This is a genomic window from Brevundimonas sp., assembly GCF_030682035.1.
Lineage (GTDB): Bacteria > Pseudomonadota > Alphaproteobacteria > Caulobacterales > Caulobacteraceae > Brevundimonas.
In genome coordinates this window covers 240870-260731 of record NZ_JAUXQZ010000025.1, presented here as the reverse complement: position 1 = coordinate 260731, position 19862 = coordinate 240870, and the positions used below count along the sequence as shown (strand labels likewise).

The window sequence follows — 19862 nt, the reverse complement described above, 5'->3', positions numbered from 1 at the left end:
AATCACAGGGGCGGGATCAGGCCGCCTCGCCGCGAAGCTCCAGCCGAGCCTCAGCCTCGCGCACGGCGTCCACAGCGCGGTCGACGACCTCCAGCCCCGCGCCTGGCGCGATGGAGTCTACCGTCAGGATGCGGCGGTAGGCCCGGGCGCCGGGGCGGCCGTGCATCAGTCCGAGCATATGGCGGGTCATGGCCGGCAGGTGGACGCCCTCCTCGAGCCGCGCGGCCAGATAGGGCCGGTAGCGGTCGATGGCGGCGAAGGCGTCAACATCAGACGTCGCGCCGCCGAACAGGCGGCGGTCGGCCTGACCCAGGATGGCCGGCTCATGATAGGCCGCGCGGCCCAGCATGACGCCGTCTAATCGTACGCCGTCGCTGTCGTCCAGGTGCGTCTCGGCCTCAGCCAGCGAGGCGATTCCGCCGTTAACCGACACCGACAGATGCGGCCGCTCCCGCTTCAGCCGCCGCACCAGCGCATAGTCCAGCGGCGGCACATCGCGATTTTCCTTGGGCGACAGGCCCTGCAGCCAGGCCATGCGAGCGTGGATGATGAAGACCTCGATCCCCACCGCCGCGCAGGCGTCCACGGTCGCGAACAGGGAGACCTGCGGGTCCTGGTCATCGACCCCGATGCGGCATTTGACCGTGGCGGGGACCGAGACCGCTTCCTTGATGGCGGCCATGCAGTCGGCGACAAGCGACGGCTCGCGCATCAGACAGGCGCCGAACCGGCCGGACTGGACCCGGTCGGACGGGCAGCCGACGTTCAGATTGATCTCGTCATAACCAAAGGCTTGGCCGATCCGCGCGGCCTCGGCCAGCTGGCCCGGATCGGAGCCGCCCAGCTGCAGGGCCACCGGATGCTCGACATCGTCGAAGCCCAGCAATCGCTGCTGGTCGCCGTGGACCACGGCGGGGGCGGTGATCATCTCGGTATAGAGCAGCGCCTTGACCGTCAGGGCGCGATGGAACGCCCGGCAATGCCGGTCGGTCCAGTCCATCATGGGCGCGATCGAGAGGCGGCGGTTCAGACTAGCCATCGGAGGGCACTTCAAGTGCGACAACCTTGACAGGAAACCATCGCGCGCACGATATCGTCATGGTTGGCGTCCGAGCGACAGACCAGAAAGAGAAAAGGCACCCCCGCATTCGAGAGTGCCTTTTCGGTTTGGGAAGTCGAGGATCCGTTTTGCCTTGCGGCGACTGCCGATCGAGTCTCGACTTTTCGAGGCTGAAGTTAGTGGAAAGAGCGCTGAATGTCAATGCGGGAAGCGGCGGAAGACACGCGGACGATTACACGGTTTCTCTCGCAGGCAAGGCTCGCCTCGCTGATAGGACTGACCGGCTCTCCGACCGAAGCCATTGCCCTGCACCAAGAAACTCTTCGGGCAGGTTCCGGCCTGATGAACGTCATCGCCACGGTGGAGATCGCCGTCCGAAACTCGGTAGGCGAAAACCTCGCGCACTATTTCGGCGTGGATCATTGGCTCACGCAAACACCCGTCCACTTCAAATGGCGCGAACCAGAGCGAAAGAAGATCGAGCAAGCGCTCGATAGCGCGCGGCGCGCTGAATACTCCAAACTTTCTCAGGCCGGCAAGGCTGATCTGGATGCCCTTGCCTATCCCGCAGGCCGACCGCCAAACACGTCCCATCTCAAACGCGCCAAGGATCGTCGGAAACGGATCGAAGTTCCCGAAGGCGCCGTCATCGCCGAGCTCACGATGTATTTCTGGAAACGGCTCTATGGCCCGGAGTACGATCAGAAGCTATGGCGCGAGACCCTCAAGCGCACCTTCCCTTGCAAGAAGCTGCGGCGCGCCGACATCGCCGTACAGCTTGAGAAGATCTATCAGGCTCGCAACCGGTTGGCCCACCACGAACCGGTTCTCCATAAGCGATTTGAAGATACCGTGGCCGCTATCCGGTTCGTCGTAGAACACCTCGAGACCGCCTCCCCAAATCCCGACACCCCTCTCGCTGAACTGGCGAAAGCGGATCTGGTCGAAGTCGGTAAGAGAGCCGCCGCCCTTCACGCCAAGCTGGAGGCATACCGGTAAGTCTAGCCTGCCGCCTCCCGCTCTCTCGCGTCCTCATCTTCCAGCACCTCCGCCGCCTCTTCGTTGAGGGCCTGGCCCTCGCGGCGGGGTTTGACGTAGGGCGCGGGCCGGGGCGTGGTGAGGTTGCCGCGCATCAGGGACCGCCCGGCCTGGAGCCCGCCGGACAGTTGCAGGGTGAACCGCTCCTCGTCGCGGCGGCGGACGTCCTCGATGGTCTCGCGCGCCTCCTCGTCCGGGAAGCCGAGGTCGATCAGCACCTGATGGCCGAACACAAGGGCGCTCTCGAAGGTCTCGCGCAGCTGGTATTCGACCCCGGCTTCGACCAGACGCAGGGAATGGCCGCGGTCGAAGGCGCGGACGAACAGCTTGATCAGGGGGAATTCCGCCTTGACCAGTTCGACGATGCGGTCGGCGACCTCGGGCTTGTCGACGCAGACCAGGATGGTCTCGGCGGCGGCGGCCCCCGAGGCGTGCAGCACATCCAGTCGCGAGCCGTCGCCGTAATAGACCTTAAAGCCGAACTTGCCGGCGGCCTGGATCATCTCGACGTCCAGATCGATGATCGAGACGTCCACGTCGCGGGCCAGCAGGGGCTGCGACACCACCTGGGCGAAGCGGCCGAAGCCGATGATCAGCACCCGTTCGCGCAGGTCGTGGGCGTGGTCCACGCCGTCTGCGTCATCCGCCGACAGGGACTCGTCGGGGCGCAGGCGGTCGGCCAACATGACCCGCAGCGGGGTCAGGGCCATCGACAGAATGACCACGGCCGACAGGATGGCGGCCGTGCGGGCGTCGAACAGGCCGAGCGCGAAGGCGGTGGAATAGAGGACGAAGGCGAACTCGCCCCCCTCGCCCATCAGGGCGGCGCGCAGCAGGCCCTCGCCGTGCTTTTGCTTCAGCCGGGCGACGGCGTAGACCACGACCATTTTGGCGGACATGAAGGCGGCCAGCCCGCCCAGCACCCAGGCCCAGTCGGCGACCACGACGCGCAGGTCCAGCGACATGCCGACGCTGAGGAAGAACAGGCCCAGCAGCAGGCCCCGGAAGGGTTCGACGTCGGCCTCGAGCTGGTGGCGGAAGGTCGATTCCGACAACAGGACCCCGGCCAGGAAGGCCCCCATGGCCATCGACAGGCCGCCGAGATCCATGGCCCAGGCGGCGCCGAGGACCACCAGTAGGGCGCCCATGGTCATCACCTCGCGGCCGCCGTAGCGGGCCAGCAGGCGGAAGAAGGGATTCACGATCCAGCGGCCGGCGACATAGACCAGGGCCACGGCGGCGATGGCCAGGCCGACGGTCCTCCAGATCGGATGACCGGTCTCGACCGAGGACCCCCCGGCGCTGCCCAGCACCGCCACCAGCGCCAGCAGCGGCACGATGGCGAGGTCCTCGAACAGCAGGATGGAGACCACGCGCTGGCCGCCCGGTTCGGTGTTCTCGTTCCGCTCCTGCAACAGCTGCATGACGATGGCGGTCGACGACAGGGCGAAGCCGAAGCCGGCGATCAGGGCCGCATACAATGCCAATCCGGCCAGCAGAGCGATCCCGGTCAACAGCAGGGCGCAGGCCAGAACCTGTACGGCGCCGAGACCGAATATCTCCCTGCGCAGGCTCCACAGCCGGGCGGGCCGCATCTCCAGACCGATGATGAACAGGAACATGACGACGCCGAACTCGGCGACATGCAGCACCGACCGGGGGTCCTCCACCACGCCGAGCGCGGACGGCCCGATCAGCAGGCCGGCGGCCAGATAGCCGAGCACGGCGCCCAGGCCGAAGCGGCGGAACAGGGTGGCGGCGACGACCATGGCCGCCAGCAGCGCCACCGCGTGACCCAGCCCCATGCTGGTCGTCTCGTGCATCTCGCGTCCCCTGCGGCCTCGCTGGATACTGGGGGGTGACGCGGGGATGCGCCACCCTTCACCGGTCCCTGGACGCCACATGGGCCGTCAGGCTTCGTCAGACCCGCGCGCCACAGTTTCGCCCGAGGCCGGGCGGCCTCATGGTGACCACACAACCAAGGGGAGATGCGCGATGTCGAAACGTCCGTTGCAACGAGCCCTCGTCGGTCTGGTCAGCCTGACCCTCGCCGCCCCGATGGCGCCCCTGCCGGTCATGGCCCAGGAGGGCAGGGCGATCGATCCCGACAAGCCGTCGGACGGCGTGGTCTCCCCCGCCGCCTGTCGCGTGTTCGGCTTCACCCTGCCGGAAGAGCGGAATGCCGACTATGCGGCGGCACGCAGCATGGCCCCGCCGGCCGTCGGGGGCGCGCGGCCCGCCTATGTCGCGCCCATGCCACCGCCCCCGCCCGCTCCACCGCCGCCGCCGCCGCCGACTGCTCCACCGCCGCCTGTGACCAATGCAGTCGTGGTTACCGGTTCCCGGGTTACGTCGCCGCAGCCCGGCATCATCTCCCCGCCCCGCCCCGCCGACACCGAACGCTACCCCGACGCCACCCCCAATCCGGTGCGCCGGGTCGCCGACGAGCCCGTCTCGACCTTCTCGATCGACGTCGACACGGCCAGCTATGCCAACGTCCGGCGCTTCATGGACGAGGGCCGCGCGCCGCCCGCCGATGCGGTGCGGGTCGAGGAGCTGATCAATTATTTCGACTACGGCTATGAGCGGCCGACCGCGTCGACCCAACCGTTCGCCATCACCACGGCGGTGACTGAATCCCCTTGGGGGCCGGGGCGGCAGATCGTCCATGTCGCGCTACAGGGTTACGAACTGCCCGCGGACGAGCGGCGGCCGCTGAACCTGACTTTCCTGGTCGATGTGTCGGGCTCGATGGACAGCCCGGACAAGCTGGCGCTGGCGCAGAAGTCGATGAACCTGATCATCGACCGGCTGCGGCCGCAGGACACGGCGGCGGTGACCTTCTACGCCGAGGGCGCGGGCACGCGGCTGGCCCCGACGCCGGGGAACCAGAAGCTGAAGCTTCGCTGCGCCGTGGCCAGCCTGTACGCCTCCGGCGGCACGGCCGGGGCGACCGGCATGACCAACGCCTATCAGCAGGCCGAGGCCAGCTTCGCCCGCGACCGGGTCAACCGCATCCTGATGTTCACCGACGGCGACTTCAATGTCGGCGTCACCGACAATCTGCGGCTGGAGGACTATGTCGCCGCCAAGCGGGAAACCGGCGTCTATCTGTCGGTCTACGGCTTCGGGCGCGGCAACTATCAGGACGCGCGGATGCAGACCATCGCCCAGGCCGGGAACGGAACGGCGGCGTATGTCGACGACCTGAACGAGGCCCGGCGGCTGTTCGGTCCGGCCTTCGACCGGGGCGCCTTCCCGATCGCCGACGACGTCAAGATCCAGGTGGAGTTCAACCCGGCCCGGGTCAGCGAATACCGGCTGATCGGCTATGAGACCCGGCTGCTCGACGAGGCCGATTTCAACAATGACCGCGTCGATGCCGGCGAGGTGGGTTCCGGCGCTTCGGTCACCGCCCTGTATGAGATCACTCCGGTGGGCGGGCCGAGCCAGATGGGTGAGCGGCACTACCCCGCGAACCGCAACGGCCTCGGCGTCGGCGGCGGCGATCCGTACGGCGAGGTCGGCTTTGTGAAGGTCCGCTACAAGCTGCCGGGCGAACGCGACTCGCAGCTGATGCAGCGGGTGGTGTCGAATGCGGGCGGCGCCCGGATCAGCACCCAGCCGCCCGAGAGCACGCGCTGGGCCATCGCCGTGGCCGCCTTCGGCCAGCGGCTGCGCGGCGATCCCTGGCTGGGCGATGGCTTCGAGTGGGACGCGGTTCTGGAACAGGCGCAGGGCGCCCGCGGCGAGGACCCCTACGGCGAGCGGGCCGAGTTCGTGCAGATGATCCGCGCGGCGCAGCGCTTGCCGGCGCGGGCGGCGCCGTAGCCGATCTCCGCCATCCCGGCGCGCCGTCCATCTGGCGCGCCGGGAAACTACCGCTAGGTTGAGAGGGTGACCGACACCCTCTCAACCAAAACCGCTCGCCGCATCGCCCTGGCCGCCCAGGGGTTCGGCCGCACGCAGCCCGCCGCGGCCGGCCGCAGCCATGTGCGGGATGTCGCCCGGCGGCTGGGCGTGATCCAGATCGACAGCGTCAATGTGGTGACGCGGACCCATTATCTGCCGGGCTTCTCGCGGCTGGGCGACTATCCGCGCGAGGCGCTGGAGACCGAGGCCTGGGGGGCGCGGCGGGGGCTGTTCGAATACTGGGGGCATGAAGCCTCGCTGCTGCCGCTGGAGATGCAGCCGCTGCTGCGCTGGCGGATGGCGCGGGCACGGGGCGGGGCGATGTGGACCGGGCTTTCGCGGTTCGGACGAGAGAAGCGCGACTATATCGACGGGGTGCTGGCCGAGATCGAACGGCGCGGGCCGGTCACCGGCGGCGACTTCGCCACAGGACCGCGCGGTGCGCCCGGCTGGTGGTCATGGTCGGACGGCAAGCGGGCGTTGGAGTGGCTGTTCTGGGCCGGGCTGATCACCACGAAGACGCGAAACGGGTTTGAGCGGGTCTATGACCTGACCGAACGCGCCCTGCCCGCCCGGATCGTCGATCTGCCGACGCCTGACGAAGCCGACGCCCAGCGCGAGCTGATCCGCATGTCGGCGCGGGCGATGGGCGTGGCGACGGCGGCGGATCTGCGCGACTATTTCCGCCTGCCGCTGGCCGATGCGCGCGACCGGGTCGCGGAGTTGGTCGAGGCCGGCGAGCTGACGCCTGTGTCGGTGAAGGGCTGGCGGCATCCGGCGTATCTGGCCGCCGGGGCGCGGACGCCGCGCAAGGTGACGGGCGCGGCCCTGCTGTCGCCGTTCGACAATCTGATCTGGACCCGCGACCGGACCGAGCGGCTGTTCGGGGTCAAGGTGCGGCTGGAGATCTACACCCCCGCGCACAAGCGGGCCCACGGCTACTACGTCCTGCCCTTCCTCGAGGATGAGGCGATCACGGCGCGGGTCGATCTGAAGTCGGACCGCAAGGCCGGGACGCTGCTGGTGCAGGCGGCGTGGCGCGAGCCCGACGCGACGCCGGTTACGGCCTCGCGGCTGGCAGCGGAGCTAAGGCGGATGGCCGGTTGGCTGGGGCTGGAAGACGTCGAGGTGGTCGGCAAGGGCGATCTGGCGGAGGCGCTGGCGCGGGTGCTCTAACCGCTATCGTCATTCCGGGCGAAGCGCAGCGGAGACCCGGAACCCCGCGGCGCGCGCGAGCGCGAACCTGTCGCGGACACCCTGCCTGAACAGATCGCCTTCGGCGCCACTGGGTTCCGGCCTTCGCCGGAATGACGATAGCGTGGGGGTGTGCTCTAGACGTCGAACTTCACCCCTTGGGCCAGCGGCAATTCGCGGCTGAAATTCACCGTCTGGGTCTGCCGGCGCATATAGGTCTTCCACGCGTCGGAGCCGGATTCACGACCGCCGCCAGTGTCCTTCTCGCCACCGAAGGCCCCGCCGATCTCGGCGCCGCTCGGGCCGATGTTGACGTTGGCGATGCCGCAGTCAGAGCCCCAGGCCGAGAGGAAGCCTTCCGCCTCCCGGACGCTGTCGGTGAAGACACAGGAGCTGAGGCCCTGGGGCACGGCGTTCTGCATCGCCACCGCCTGATCGAAGTCGGACCAGGTCAGGACATAGAGGATGGGGGCGAAGGTCTCGTGCTGCACCACCGCGCTCTGGGCCGGCATGCGGACGATGGCGGGGCGGACGTAGACTCCGTCGCGGTCGACGCGATTGCCGCCGACGACGATCTCGCCGCCCTCGGCCTCGACCTGACGCAGGGCTGCGTCGAAGGCCGCGCCGGCGGCCTCGTCCACCAGCGGGCCGATCAGGACGCCGTCCCGGCGCGGATCGCCGACCGGCAGGGTTTCATAGGCGGCAGCGAGGCGGGCGACGAGGGCGTCGGCGATGCTCTCATGCACCAGCAGGCGACGCAGGGTGGTGCAGCGCTGGCCGCAGGTGCCGACGGCGGAGAAGGCGATGGCGCGGACGGCCATGTCGAGGTCGGCGCTGGGCGTGACGATCATGGCGTTGTTGCCGCCGAGCTCGAGCAGGCTGCGGCCGAGGCGGGCGGCGACGGTCTGGGCTACCGCGCGGCCCATGCGGGTCGAGCCCGTGGCGGAGACCAGGGGGATGCGCGGATCCGTAGTGAGGGCCTCGCCGGCGTCGCGGCCGCCGATGACCAGCTGGCCCACGCCGGCGGGCGCGTTACCGAAGCGAGCGAGGGCACGGTCGAAGACGGCCTGCGTCGCCACCGCCGTCAGCGGGGTCTTCTCTGACGGCTTCCAGATCACCGGATCGCCGCAGACGAGAGCAAGGCAGGCGTTCCACGCCCAGACCGCGACCGGGAAGTTGAAGGCCGAGATGACCAGCACCGGCCCCAGCGGCTGCCACGTCTCGCGCATGTGGTGGCCGGGGCGTTCGCTGGCGATGGTCAGGCCGTAGATCTGACGCGACAGGCCGACGGCGAAGTCGCAGATGTCGATCATCTCCTGCACTTCGCCGAGGCCCTCGGAGACGATCTTGCCCGCCTCAAGCGTGACCAGCCGGGCCAGGTCGTTCTTGGAGGCACGCAACTCCTCGCCCAGCAGGCGGACCAGTTCGCCGCGGCGCGGGGCGGGGACGCGTTTCCATTGATGGAAGGCCTCGACCGAACGGGCGACGACGCCTTCGAGATCGGCGGTTTCGACCAGACCGCCGGCGCTGGAGCCGTCGATCGGCGAGCGGGTGGGCAACGCCCCGCCCCAGACGGCGTCGTTCACACCCAACCTTTGCAGGATGGCCTTCGCCTCGTTCGCCGCCGTCATCGTCGTTCTCCGGTTTGTGGCTGCGGCTTAGCCGCAGAGCCGGACAAACGAAAGGCCGCCCCGTTGCCGGGGCGGCCCTCTGTTCACGTGCGCGGAGACCTACCAGCCGTCGCGGCGGTCCATCCGGAGCAGGGCCTGGACCCGGTCCAGACGATAGCTCAGATCCGCGTACTCTCGCTGGCTCAGCCGGCCGTCACGGGCGTAGCGCCATTCGAGGCTGCGGTACTGCTGCATTTCCCAGCTCAGGCGCTGAGCCTCGCCCCGGCTGACGCGGCCGTTGTAGGCCACACGGTTGATCTGCTGCTCCAGACGCTGGGCACGGTACTGCAGGTCATTGCCGTAGCCCCGATCATGGCCATAGCCGCGATCGTAGCCATAGCCACGGTCGTAACCGTAGCCGCGGTCGTAGCCATAGCGGTCGTAGCCATAGCCCTGGCTGTAGCCCGGTGAACCCACGCCGATGGAGAAGGTGACCTGCTGGGCCAGCGCCGGCGTGGCCGTCATGACCGCCGTCGCCGCGAGCGTGGAAAGCAAAGCCTTCCGGATCATGGCGGTTTTCATTGTCGTAGTCCTCATCGTTCCGATCCGCAGTGGACCGTGGACACAGAAAACCACGCGACGCCTGACCCGACCCTGAGGGCCTCGTTGTCTGACAGTCATCTGGCTGAACCGGAACCGGCAGTGCAGACAGGGGTTTTCACGGCACCCATCCAAGGAGACAACCGATGAAAATCCGCGATGTAATGAGCAAGGACGTTCAGGTCGCCCGTCCCGGCGACACCGTTCAGGAGGTCGCCTCGCGCATGGCGGCCGGGGACTTCGGCTTCATGCCGGTGGCCGACGGCGACACGCTGATCGGTACGATCACCGACCGGGACCTGACCGTCCGGGCCTTGGCCCAGGGCGCGGCCGCAGGCGCGCCGGTGGTCGAATACATCACTCGCAATCCGCACACCGCCAATGCCGACGATGACTTGAAGACCGTTCTGGATTCCATGGGCGCCAAACAGATCCGCCGCCTGCCTGTGCTGGACAAGGACAGCCGTCTGGTCGGCGTCGTCTCGCTGGGCGACCTGTCCACCCGGGTGAAGGAAAAATACACGGGCGAAGCGCTGGAAGACATTTCCCGCGCCTGACGGCGTCGGGGTGAAGCCGGCGTTTACGTCTGCTTCACCCTATCCCGGAACCGGCTGTTCACCCGCGGGGGCGCACTCTCGATGTTCGGATCGGGAGACATGGATGGCGCGCGCGCAGTTCCAGAAGGGACAAAAGGTCTGGGTCGAATGCGTCGGCGCCTGGGCCCAGATCGAGAAGGTCCAGCCCGTCTGGGCCAAGGGGTTCGAGGAGCCCGTCCGCGTCACCTATGACGTCGGCCTCGGCCGGGAGTTCCTGAGCAATGAACTTCTGTTGCCGACCGAGGATCCCGCCGCGAACACCGGCGAGACATGGCGGCTTATGCGGGCCCGCAACAAGTGGCAGACCGCCGACGACTGCCCGCATCATCCCTTCCCCGGCACCTATCCGGTTGTGGTGACCGACCAGGCGGACTGGGGCGGATGGCGGGTGCCCGGCGCGGAATATGACCGCGACCCGGATCAGATTGAATTCCAGGCCCGGCTTATCGCCGCTGCGCCGCGTCTGATGGCGCTAGCCGAGCGGCTCGCCGCTTCGGTCGATGAGGCGCCGGACGACGCGCCACCCGAAATGCAGATGCTGGCCCGCGAGGCCCGGTCCGTGCTGAAGTCAGTCACCGACGTGTTGGCCGCGCCATCCGACGTCGTCGCCGCGCCACTGCGGGAATCGCGCGCCGCCTAGAGCGAAATCGGTCACTATAGGGTGATTCTGAAACATCTTCTGTTTCAGGTAGATTCACCGTGAACGAACAATATTCGAGGTTCGGCTGCGCCACAAAAGGTTGATGGCTTCTAACCAAGCCTCGACAGGAATCTGCGACGCAGCCTAGATTCGCCGTTCAACGTCGAATCCTTTTGGGGAGAGCGCCTTGCGGGGTGAAGAGCGCCGCATAACCAATGAGGGGCGGCGTACGGCGGACCGGCGCAAGGCCCCCCCGCCATGGTTACGGATCGCCATACTGACCGTGACGCTGGCGGTGTCGGCCTATGTTCTGTTGTTCGCCCGCGAGATGGCGCGGCCCGGCCACGAGGCCGACGCCCTGCGGCTGACGGCCGTGGACCGCGAGGCGCGGCTGCTGGCGCTTGAGATCGAGACGCGGGTCGGGCCCGTCGAGGCCGCGGTTCGCGCCGGCGCTGCGGTAGGCGAGCCGCGGATCGCCGTCGAACGCGCCCGGGCCGCGGCGCCGGGCCGGGCTTTTGCGGTGGTGGCGGACGATGGTCGCGTGCTGGCGGCGGCGGGCGACAATAGCCGCGCCTTCGCCGCGGCGGAGGGTCGGCCCCTGCTGTCCGCTGACGGTCGCGCCATCCTGGTATCCCGAAACCTTTCGGACGGCAGCCGGATCGTCGGCCGGGCGCCGCTGCCGTCGCTGGCCCGTCGCGAAGGCGTGGACCTGTGGGTTCTGTCGGGGCCCGATGCGGTCCTCGCAGGGGCGCGAACAAACAGCGCCGCCATTGGTCTGGGCTCAACCCCGATCGCGCCCGACGGGCGGGGCGTGACGCTGACCGTCGGGGAGCAGTCGATCCGCCGGACCGGGGCGCCGATCGGTGGTACCGGCCTGATCGCCGTGGCGTCGACCCCCGTGAACACGGGCGCAGACGCTCTTCTGGACGACGTCTGGGTCCTGACAGCGCCGGTCGGCATCGGCGCCTTCGTCGTCTTGCTGGCCCTGCTCCTGCAACGCCGTCAACAGGGCATCAGCCGGGCATGGGCGGCCTCGGAACGGCGTTTTCGCGGCGCCGTCGAGGCCGCCCGCTGCGGCGTCTGGGAATGGGACATCGAAATGGATCAGGTCACGGTGTCTGACTATATGGCGGAGCTGATGGGGCTGGAGCGCAGCGGACCGATTCCGTCCGATGAAATCCTGGCCCGGATCCATCCGCGCTATCATGACGCGGTGCTGCACGCGCTGCGTCAGGCCCAGACCTTCGGAGCCTTCGACGTCAGCTTTCCGGTGCCGGACGCCGAGGGTCGGGCGCGATGGATCGACGCCCGGGGACAGGCGCGTGGCGACCGTGGCGGCGACGGCTTCACCTGCGTGCTGGGCGTGGCCCTGGACACCACCGAGGCGCGCCGGGCCAAGGCCCATGCCCAGGCCGCCGAAGGCCGGCTGCGCGATGGGATCGAGAGCGTATCGGACGCCTTCGTGCTGTTCGACAAGCAGGGCCGGCTGATCCTGTCGAACGAGGCGTTTCATGACGCCTTCGCGTTCGAGCCCGGCGTGGTGCGGCGTGGCGTGTTCAAACAGGATCTGAACCAGATTGCCGCCCTCGCCATCAAGTCGGACCAGCCGGCCACCGGGGGTCGGGCCGGCGCGCGCGAGATCGAGCTGCATGACGGACGCTGGCTGCAGCTGATCGAACGCTTCACCTCTGATGGAGGCTCGGTGGTTACGGCGGCCGATATCACCGCCATCAAGCAGAAGGAGGCGGAGCGGCAGCGGGCGACCGAACGGCTGTACGTCACCATCACCGAGCTGGAGGATCGCGAGGAAAAGCTGTCGCTGCTGGCGCGGAAATACGAAGTGGCCATGACCCGGGCCGAGGCGGCCAACCAGGCCAAGTCGGAATTCCTCGCCAATATGAGCCATGAGCTGCGCACGCCGCTGAATGCCATTAACGGCTTCTCAGAGATCATGGCGGGAGAGATGTTCGGGCCGATGGGCGATCCAAAATACAAGGGATACGCCGCCGATATTCTCAAGTCAGGCCAGCACCTGCTTTCGCTGATCAACGACGTGTTGGACATGGCCAAGATCGAGGCCGGCAAGCTGACGCTTCACTATGAGACCGTGTCGCTGAAGGAGGTGGTTGACGACGCCGCCCGACTGATGCGCGGCAAAATCGAGGAGGCGGGCCTGAACCTGCTGGTCGATGCGCCGGACCTGCCCGAGATCGAGGCCGACTATCGCGGCCTGAAACAGGTGGTTCTCAACCTGATCTCGAATGCGGTGAAATTCACGCCCGAGGGCGGCCACATCGTCGTGGCCATCTCTCGCGAGGACGACGAGCGACTGCGGGTGGCGGTCACCGACACCGGCATCGGCATCGCCGCCCAGGACCTGACCCGGCTGGCGCGGCCGTTCGAACAGGTCGAGGGCCAGCACTCCAAGACGACGCAGGGCACCGGCCTTGGTCTGGCCCTGACCAAGTCGCTGATCGAACTGCACGGCGGTACGCTGAGCATCGAGAGCGAGCCGGGCCGGGGCACGACCGTAGGCTTCGACCTGCCGATCCGGCGGCCGGGGTCGCCGATGAAGACCGAGCCGACCCGGACGACGCAGGCACGCGCCGCCTGATCAAGTCGAAGGGGTCGTCCTCGATCCCTCCTTGTGCGATTCCCGACCGCCATGGTCGCGGTTCGCGGCACGGCCCCGGCGGGTCAGGATTTCCGACAGCGCCCGTCGATCCTCCGGCTCAAGCGTCGCCAGCAGGGCGACGGCGTCGGCTTCCAGCCGCGCCCTGCCGCGCAACTCGGCGGTCCGCGACTGTTCCAGCAAGGCGGTTGCCCGGGTTGTGTCGAAGGTCGCGGAACGCCCCATCTCCACGGCTTGGCGCCGTTTCAGCCGCGCTTCCTCGAAATCAGGACGGGCGGCAAGGGCCGATGCGCGCAAGGTGTCACGGACCCGTTCCCGGACGGCGGGATCGAGCTGGGCGATCAACCGCATGGGCGAGCCGGTGCGGTGCGTCCGGTGCTGCGCCTCCACCCGGTCCTCCACCTGGGCGCGGGTGACGAACAGGGTGGTCAGGGCGGCGGCGGCGAACAGGTTCAAGGCCACCGAGCCGACGAGGGCGATCTTGAGGGCCTTGGGGCTCATCCGAGCACCTCGGCATCGTCCACGCCGAGCAGGGAGGCCTGATACAGGACGGCCTCGGCCTGGGCGTCGGCGGTCAGATAGCTGGTCATCATAACGCCCGCGACTACACCGGCGCAGGCGGCGGCGGCCCAGCCGGCGCCGAGCGTCAACGCCAGCCGATCCAGCCAACGGCGGCCCTCGCGGCGCGCCTTCAACCCGGCCCCGGCGGCCGAGGCGATGACCCGATCGCGCAGGGCCAGAGACGGGTGGGCCACGCGGGAGGCATGCAGCAGGGCGTCCGCAGCGCCCGCCTCAGCGAGGGCCGGGGCGGCGGCGTTCGGCTCGGCGACGGCGAAGGCCCGGGCCGCCGCGCGTTCCGCCTCGGGCCAGCGCCGCACGTCGGCGCCGTAGGCCGCGACCAAGACGAGGAACCGTTCCGACGTCATCACACTCCTGCTCCTTCAGCACCCGGCCGGATATCGGCCAAGGCTTGTCTCAATGCCCTTCGTCCACGCGACAACAGGCTCTCCAGCGCGTCCACGCTGACCTCCATTAGAGCCGCGGCCTCGATGTTGGTCAGCTCCTGATAGTGGCACAAAACAATGGCCTCGCGCTGACGGTCCGGCAGTCGAGCCAGCGCTGCATCGACACGCATGCCCACGTCCCCCGCCAACAGCCCCCGATCCGGCGCGGGCCCGGGATCGGGCCGTTCCGGCGGCGTCGCCGTGGGCGTTTCGCGTCGGCGCCGCAGCCGGTCGTAGCAAAGGTTCAGCCCGACCCGATGCAGCCAGGTGTCGAACTTGGCCTGACCCGGCGTCCAGCGTGGCGCCTGTTTCCACGCCCGCAACATGGCGTCCTGCGCCACATCCTCGGCCTCGGAGGCGTCGCCCAGCATCCGCTGCGCAAGCGCCAGCATGCGCGGCAGCTTGCGCGCCACCATGGCCTGGATCGCCGCCGGGTCCCCTCGACCCACGCGACGCACCAGTTCCTCGTCGGGGTCGGCGATCAGCGCCACTCCGGCCCTCTTCCGTTGCTACCGAAAGGGCCGCCCGGTTGATGACCGCCGTCCCCGACATCGTCCCTACTCCGAAGCGGGCGCCTGCGGCGACGCCTGACGCGCGGCGCGGCGTTGGCTCATGCGCTCGCGGCGATGCTCGCGCATGGCCTGACGGCCGACGCGGCCCTCGGCGGCGGTGACGAAGCCGTCGTGGTCGGCGTCGAGACGGGTGAAGGCCTGTTCAGCGCGAGCCTGGACATCAGCGATGACGACCGGGGCGCGGGCCTCCATTCGGGCCATGCCGCGCTGGCCGCGACCGGGGCCACGATGGGGACGCATCGGACGGGGACCACGGTCGGCGCGGGCTTCACGTCCGGCCGCGCGGGCTGCGTCGAACTCGGTGCGGCTGACGGCGCCGTCATTATTGGCGTCCAGTCGGTCGAAGCGGGCGTCAGCGCGGCTTGCCATCCGGGTCTGCATCGCGGCGCGGCGCTCCTCGGTGGTGACCGAACCGTCGTGGTCAGCGTCAGCCGCCGCTAAGCGCTGCACACGTTGTCCGACGAACTCGGCCCGGCTGAGGCGGCTGTCGCCGTCCGCATCGGCGCGCATGGGCCGCGCCGGAGCCTGTTGGGCGAAGGCGGTGCCGGCCGAGGCCAGCATCAGGGCGGCCAGGCCGCCGACGAGAAGGGTCTTGTGCATCTTTGTGATCTCCATGGCCGCCCTGCGCGGCCGCAGTCCCTGTCTGCAGACTAAAACGGCGTTGCCGTCAGTTTCCGTCGCGGGGGGGCGGCAGGACCGATTCGAAAGCGGCGCGGGCGGCCGTCCGAACCTGGGCCAACCGGGCCTTGAGGGTTTCGAAATCGGTCAGGCCCGCAGCTTCGGCCAGACGGCGGCGGAAGCCCTCGGGTTCGTGTTCGGGGTCAGGCCTTTCGTCGAAGGCCGCGCTGAGGATCTGGCCCAGCGCCTGTTGCAGTCGCCAAGCCTCGGCCAGAGCGGGTTCCGCCGCGAGCGCCTCCAGCGTCGAGACCGTCAGTGGGCCGCCGGCCGCAGCGAACTTCAACTGACGAACCTGAGCGACGAACTCAGCGTCGACCTGACCACCGGGCGCGAGCTTGAGATCCCACGGCCCCTGCCCCGGCCGCTCGCGCGCCATCAGATCGCGCATCCGGCGGGCGTCGGCGGCGACATCAGCGTCCGGTCGGGGCCGGCGCAGTATGGCTTCCAGCGCCATTGTCGCCCGTGCGCCGAAGTCCGGGTCGTCGGTCCAGACTACCCGCGCGCGGGTCAGGGCCATGAACTCCCAGGTGTCGGCCTCGGTCGCGTAATAATCCTCAACCGCCGACAATCGCAGCGACACCGGCCCCTTGGCCGCGCCGGGCCGCAACCGCATATCGACCTCGTAAAGGCCGCCCTCGGCCGTATGCGCCGACAGGGCCGCTATCAGCCGCTGGGTGAAGCGGGAGTAAAATACCCCGGCGGCCCAGCCCTTGCCGTCGGATACGGCCTCGGCCGGCGCGTCATAAAGGGTCATCAGATCGAGGTCGGAGCCGGCGGTCATCTCGCGCGAGCCGGCCTTGCCCAAGGCGACCACGGCGACCGCGCCGCCGTGAAGGACCCCGCCCTGACGCACCGCCTCGGCCATGGCGGCGGGAGCCAGGGCGTCCATGACGGCGTCGGCCAGCGCCGTATAGGCGCGGCCGGCCGCCTCCGGACCGGCGTGCCCCGTCAACGTCTGGATGCCGATACGGAACATCTGCTCGCGGTGCACCCGGCGGGCGATGTCGAGGGCGGTTTCGAAATCGGGCGCCGCGGCCGCGTCGGCCTTCATCTGGGCGACCAGGCCGGAATCCTCGTCAATGGCGCGGGCGAAACGGGCGTCCAGCATACTGTCCAGGGCGGCGGGATAGCGGCCGAGGGTGCGGGCCAGCCGGGGGGCGAAGGCCATGACGCCGACGACGAGGTCAAACAGCTTCGGCTGGGCCAGGAACAGGGCCTGAACCTGAACGCCACTGTTCAAACCCGCGAAGAAGACGGCGAAGCGGCGAAAGGCGGCGTCGGCCGCGCCCCCATCCCCTTGTGACATGTCGGCCAGCGCGGTCAGCAGGCGAGGGGCCAGCCGGGTGAACAGCTCCCGCCCTCTCGCCGAACGGGTCGCCGGGATGCGGCCGTGGTGCCAGCTGCGGATGGCGTCGGCCACGCCGGCCGGTTCGGTGAAACCCATCCGCTCCAGCGTCGCCAAGGTCTCGGGATCGTTCTCGACCCCGGTGAAAACCAGCGAGCCATAGGGAGAGGACAGGGCCTCCTCGCCCTCGAACAGCTCGCCATAGGTGCGGTTGACCTCCACCAGCAGGGATTCGACCCCTTGGTCGAAGGCGGCAAGATCGCCCTCCCCCGCCAGGGCCGCCGCCGCCGCGCGCCGCGCGGGGTCGGCCGGCAGGATGTGGGTCTGTTCGTCATCGAGCATCTGCACGCGGTGCTCGAGCCCCCGGAGCTCGATATAGGCGGCCGTCAGTCCGGCGCAGGTCTCCACGCTGACATGTCCGGCATCGCGAAGGGCGGCGAGAGCGTCGACGGTGCGTGGGTTTCGTAGCGCAGGGTCGCGGCCGCCGAGGATCAACTGTTGCGTCTGGGCGAAGAACTCGATCTCGCGGATGCCGCCCCTGCCCAGTTTCAGGTTGGCCCCGGCGGCCTCCATGGCCTCGCCGGTCTTGTGAACGTGGATCTGGCGCTTGATCGACTGGATGTCCAGGATGGCCGGATAGTCCAGGCTGCGCCGCCAGATGAAGGGCCTCAGCGCCTTGATGAAATCAGCGCCGGCGGCGAGGTCGCCGATCACCGGCCGGGCCTTGATGAAGGCGGCGCGTTCCCAGTTCTGACCGACGCTTTCGTAGTAGGCGAGCGCCATGGAAGCGGCGACCACGGGGGGGGTGGACGAAGGATCGGGCCGCAGCCGCAGGTCGAAGCGGAAGACATAGCCGTCGCCGGTCCGCTCCTGCATCAGCGACGCCAGGGCATGGGCGGCGCGGTCGCAGAATTTCTGCGGCTCGACGCCTTCGGCCAGGGCGCTCTCCAAAGCCTCGGGCTCCCAGAAAAGGCTGATGTCGATGTCGGAGGAATAGTTGAGCTCAAAGGCGCCGTGCTTGCCCATCGCCAGGCCGAACAGGCCAGGTATGGGGCCGCGCGGATCGTCGGCTGCGCAGACCAGCTTGCCCCGCTCGCGCTGGTCATGGGCGACGGCCCGCAGGGCGGCCTGGGTCGAGGCGTCGGCGAAGCGGCTGAGCGCGCCGGTGACAGCGTCCAGATCCCAGACGCCGGCGAGATCGCACAGGGCGGTCAGCAGGTGCAGTTCGGCCTTGAGCCAGCGCAGGGGCGCGCGGACCTCGTCAGCGCCGCCGCCCAAGGCTGTAGTCGAGGACAGGATCGCCGCCAGCCGATCCTCCGGCGCCGCCTCCAGCGTCAGCCGAAGCCGCTCGGGCCAGCGGCGCGCCAGACCGCCCAGATAGGGCGAGGCGGCAAAGACGGGGACGAGCGCGGGCCAGGCGGCTTCAAACGCGTCCGACCACCCGCCTTCGCTCGCCGCCCCGGACAGGCGCTCATGGACCCGATCGGCGGCGACGGCGTCTACGACCGGGCCACAGGGGGCGAGCCGCGAGCCGAGCGACCCGCTCATTCCGTCGCCGGCAGGACCAGGGCCACCCGCAGGCCGGGGCCGAAGCCGCCGTATTCGCCGGGGCCTTCATCCAACAGGATGCGGCCGCCATGGGCCTCCATCACCGCCCCGACCAGCGACAGGCCGAGGCCCGAGCCGGCCTCCGTGCGGCTATTGTCCAGCCGGACGAAGCGTTCGATGACCCGCTCGCGGTCTTCCTCGGGAACGCCGGGCCCGGTGTCGGTGACGGAATATTCGATCTCGCCCGATGAACGCCGGCGCGCGCGCAGCATGACGGCGCCGCCGGTCGGCGTGTATTTGATGGCGTTGTCGATGATGTTGGCGAGGGCCTGGGCCAGGAAGGGCTGGTTGCCCTCAATCATCAGGCCGCGCTCGATCTCGGCGGAGAACTCCAGCCCCTTGTCCTCGCTCGCCGGCTCGTAAAGTTCGGCCATGTCGGCGGCCAGATCGGCGGCGTCGAACACCCTGGGGTCCGGCGTACGGCCGGCGGCCGCCTGTAGACGGGCGATGGCCAGGACGGTGTTGAAGGTCTTGAGCAGGTTGTCGGCCTCGTCGAGGGCCAGTTGGACCGCGTCGACGCCGTCGATCTTGCCGGCCTCGGCGTCCATCAGCGCCACCTCCAGCTTGGCCCGCATCCGGGTCAGGGGCGAGCGCAGATCATGGGCGATGGCGTCTCCGGCGTGGCGGATCGAGGCCATCGACCCCTCCAGCCGATCCAGCATGGTGTTCAGCCCGGCACCCAGTTCATCCAGTTCGTCGCCGGAGTTCCGGACCACGGCCCGGGCCTTGATATCGCCCTCCTGCACGGCCGTGACGACCTTGCTCAACCGGCCCATGGCGCGTTCGAGGTTACGGCTGACCAGCACCCCGCCGGCCAGACCGAGCAGGAGCACGATGCCCATGGCCATCCACAACGCCTGGGTCAGGCGCGCAAGATAGGCCTGGGTGTCGCCCATAGATTCGCCGACAAACAGGATTTCGCCGCCCGACAGCCGCGCCTGCACGCCCAGCGACTCCGGCCGAGTCACCCGACCGCTGGCGTCATTGTCGGTGTAGCGGAAGGTCTCCCACGCCGGCGCAGAACCCTCGTCTCCCGTTCCCCGCGGCACGATTTCGATCGGCGACTCGGTCAGGCTGCCGGTGATCAGTTGACCCTGGGCGTCCATCAGCATGTACAGATAGGGTCCGGTCCGGATCGTCCGGTCGATCAAGGCTGCGTTCAGGGCTTCGACCCCTCGCAGCCTGTAGATTTCGGTCAGGACGGTGAACTCGTTCGTCACCTCAGCCTCGGTTCGGGCCCGCGCCTCCTCCGCCGATGCGAAATAGACGTAGGCCAGGATCGCGCTGGCCGCCGCCGCGAACAGGGCGAGGAACAGCAGCGTCAGCCGGAAGGGCGTGCGGCGTAGGAGGGAGGGAAGTTTCACTGGCTGCCG

The 19862-nt window shown here is 69.0% G+C and carries 16 protein-coding genes; 6 read left to right on the top strand and 10 right to left on the bottom strand.

The features are described from left to right. Nucleotides 1–16: 16 nt before the first annotated feature. Complete coding sequence (gene dusA, locus Q8K49_RS06590) at nucleotides 17–1039, bottom strand: tRNA dihydrouridine(20/20a) synthase DusA (protein WP_305304942.1); 1023 nt, start codon at nucleotides 1037–1039, stop codon at nucleotides 17–19. Nucleotides 1040–1255: 216 nt separating this feature from the next. On the opposite strand from dusA, the gene Q8K49_RS06585 reads away from it, so the two are divergent. Next, the gene (locus Q8K49_RS06585) at nucleotides 1256–2059 is read left to right on the top strand and encodes a hypothetical protein (RefSeq protein WP_305304941.1); all 804 of its coding nucleotides are present in this window, start codon (nucleotides 1256–1258) and stop codon (nucleotides 2057–2059) included. A gap of 2 nt (nucleotides 2060–2061) precedes the next feature. Here the strand turns inward: Q8K49_RS06585 and Q8K49_RS06580 are convergent, their stop codons facing one another. Beyond that, nucleotides 2062–3921 carry a monovalent cation:proton antiporter-2 (CPA2) family protein gene (locus Q8K49_RS06580; protein ID WP_305304940.1) on the bottom strand — a complete coding sequence of 620 codons (1860 nt, stop codon included), beginning with the start codon at nucleotides 3919–3921 and terminating at the stop codon, nucleotides 2062–2064. Nucleotides 3922–4093: 172 nt separating this feature from the next. Here Q8K49_RS06580 and Q8K49_RS06575 point away from each other — a divergent pair, with 172 nt between their 5' ends. Together Q8K49_RS06575 and Q8K49_RS06570 are read left to right on the top strand one after the other, a co-directional pair. Then, complete coding sequence (locus Q8K49_RS06575; RefSeq protein ID WP_305304939.1) at nucleotides 4094–5929, top strand: VWA domain-containing protein; 1836 nt, start codon at nucleotides 4094–4096, stop codon at nucleotides 5927–5929. A 66-nt stretch (nucleotides 5930–5995) separates the two neighbouring features. Next, the gene (locus tag Q8K49_RS06570; RefSeq protein ID WP_305304938.1) at nucleotides 5996–7186 is read left to right on the top strand and encodes a winged helix-turn-helix domain-containing protein; all 1191 of its coding nucleotides are present in this window, start codon (nucleotides 5996–5998) and stop codon (nucleotides 7184–7186) included. Nucleotides 7187–7341: 155 nt separating this feature from the next. Here the strand turns inward: Q8K49_RS06570 and Q8K49_RS06565 are convergent, their stop codons facing one another. Together Q8K49_RS06565 and Q8K49_RS06560 are read right to left on the bottom strand one after the other, a co-directional pair. Beyond that, a complete protein-coding gene (locus tag Q8K49_RS06565; protein ID WP_305304937.1) occupies nucleotides 7342–8835 on the bottom strand; it encodes an aldehyde dehydrogenase family protein in 1494 nt (497 codons plus the stop codon). A 99-nt stretch (nucleotides 8836–8934) separates the two neighbouring features. Next, nucleotides 8935–9384, bottom strand: a complete 450-nt coding sequence (locus Q8K49_RS06560; protein WP_305304936.1) for a hypothetical protein — start codon at nucleotides 9382–9384, stop codon at nucleotides 8935–8937. A gap of 176 nt (nucleotides 9385–9560) precedes the next feature. Here Q8K49_RS06560 and Q8K49_RS06555 point away from each other — a divergent pair, with 176 nt between their 5' ends. From Q8K49_RS06555 to Q8K49_RS06545, 3 genes are all read left to right on the top strand, one after another. Further along, a complete protein-coding gene (locus tag Q8K49_RS06555) occupies nucleotides 9561–9971 on the top strand; it encodes a CBS domain-containing protein (RefSeq protein WP_305304935.1) in 411 nt (136 codons plus the stop codon). Nucleotides 9972–10074: 103 nt separating this feature from the next. Then, on the top strand, nucleotides 10075–10650 hold the full coding sequence (locus tag Q8K49_RS06550) for a hypothetical protein (RefSeq protein WP_305304934.1): 576 nt from the start codon (nucleotides 10075–10077) through the stop codon (nucleotides 10648–10650). A 187-nt stretch (nucleotides 10651–10837) separates the two neighbouring features. Further along, nucleotides 10838–13264, top strand: a complete 2427-nt coding sequence (locus tag Q8K49_RS06545) for a cell wall metabolism sensor histidine kinase WalK (RefSeq protein WP_305304933.1) — start codon at nucleotides 10838–10840, stop codon at nucleotides 13262–13264. On the opposite strand, the gene Q8K49_RS06540 is transcribed toward Q8K49_RS06545, so the two are convergent. The 6 genes from Q8K49_RS06540 to Q8K49_RS06515 form a co-directional block, all read right to left on the bottom strand. Further along, nucleotides 13265–13783: a periplasmic heavy metal sensor gene (locus tag Q8K49_RS06540; protein WP_305304932.1), complete on the bottom strand. Its 519-nt coding sequence runs from the start codon at nucleotides 13781–13783 to the stop codon at nucleotides 13265–13267. Beyond that, on the bottom strand, nucleotides 13780–14208 hold the full coding sequence (locus Q8K49_RS06535) for a hypothetical protein (protein WP_305305166.1): 429 nt from the start codon (nucleotides 14206–14208) through the stop codon (nucleotides 13780–13782). The genes Q8K49_RS06540 and Q8K49_RS06535 overlap by 4 nt, the downstream gene beginning before the upstream one ends. Beyond that, the gene (locus Q8K49_RS06530; RefSeq protein WP_305304931.1) at nucleotides 14208–14777 is read right to left on the bottom strand and encodes an RNA polymerase sigma factor; all 570 of its coding nucleotides are present in this window, start codon (nucleotides 14775–14777) and stop codon (nucleotides 14208–14210) included. The genes Q8K49_RS06535 and Q8K49_RS06530 overlap by 1 nt, the downstream gene beginning before the upstream one ends. A 66-nt stretch (nucleotides 14778–14843) precedes the next feature. After that, on the bottom strand, nucleotides 14844–15458 hold the full coding sequence (locus Q8K49_RS06525; protein ID WP_305304930.1) for an EF-hand domain-containing protein: 615 nt from the start codon (nucleotides 15456–15458) through the stop codon (nucleotides 14844–14846). Between the two features lie 67 nt (nucleotides 15459–15525). Further along, nucleotides 15526–18429 (bottom strand): bifunctional [glutamine synthetase] adenylyltransferase/[glutamine synthetase]-adenylyl-L-tyrosine phosphorylase, encoded by a 2904-nt coding sequence (locus Q8K49_RS06520; protein WP_305304929.1) that lies wholly within the window; start codon nucleotides 18427–18429, stop codon nucleotides 15526–15528. Further along, nucleotides 18426–19853, bottom strand: coding sequence for a HAMP domain-containing sensor histidine kinase (locus Q8K49_RS06515; RefSeq protein WP_305304928.1), 1428 nt, complete (start codon nucleotides 19851–19853; stop codon nucleotides 18426–18428). The genes Q8K49_RS06520 and Q8K49_RS06515 overlap by 4 nt, the downstream gene beginning before the upstream one ends. Between the last annotated feature and the right edge of the window lie 9 nt (nucleotides 19854–19862).

What these genes read in the sequence shown, in the direction of transcription:
- Q8K49_RS06585 (WP_305304941.1), top strand. Translation starts at nt 1,256, where the DNA reads ATGTCAATGCGGGAAGCGGCGGAAGACACGCGGACGATTACACGGTTT.
- Q8K49_RS06560 (WP_305304936.1), bottom strand. Translation starts at nt 9,384, where the DNA reads ATGATCCGGAAGGCTTTGCTTTCCACGCTCGCGGCGACGGCGGTCATG.
- Q8K49_RS06540 (WP_305304932.1), bottom strand. Translation starts at nt 13,783, where the DNA reads ATGAGCCCCAAGGCCCTCAAGATCGCCCTCGTCGGCTCGGTGGCCTTG.
- dusA (WP_305304942.1), bottom strand. Translation starts at nt 1,039, where the DNA reads ATGGCTAGTCTGAACCGCCGCCTCTCGATCGCGCCCATGATGGACTGG.
- Q8K49_RS06575 (WP_305304939.1), top strand. Translation starts at nt 4,094, where the DNA reads ATGTCGAAACGTCCGTTGCAACGAGCCCTCGTCGGTCTGGTCAGCCTG.
- Q8K49_RS06550 (WP_305304934.1), top strand. Translation starts at nt 10,075, where the DNA reads ATGGCGCGCGCGCAGTTCCAGAAGGGACAAAAGGTCTGGGTCGAATGC.
- Q8K49_RS06525 (WP_305304930.1), bottom strand. Translation starts at nt 15,458, where the DNA reads ATGCACAAGACCCTTCTCGTCGGCGGCCTGGCCGCCCTGATGCTGGCC.
- Q8K49_RS06555 (WP_305304935.1), top strand. Translation starts at nt 9,561, where the DNA reads ATGAAAATCCGCGATGTAATGAGCAAGGACGTTCAGGTCGCCCGTCCC.
- Q8K49_RS06580 (WP_305304940.1), bottom strand. Translation starts at nt 3,921, where the DNA reads ATGCACGAGACGACCAGCATGGGGCTGGGTCACGCGGTGGCGCTGCTG.
- Q8K49_RS06535 (WP_305305166.1), bottom strand. Translation starts at nt 14,208, where the DNA reads ATGACGTCGGAACGGTTCCTCGTCTTGGTCGCGGCCTACGGCGCCGAC.
- Q8K49_RS06565 (WP_305304937.1), bottom strand. Translation starts at nt 8,835, where the DNA reads ATGACGGCGGCGAACGAGGCGAAGGCCATCCTGCAAAGGTTGGGTGTG.
- Q8K49_RS06520 (WP_305304929.1), bottom strand. Translation starts at nt 18,429, where the DNA reads ATGAGCGGGTCGCTCGGCTCGCGGCTCGCCCCCTGTGGCCCGGTCGTA.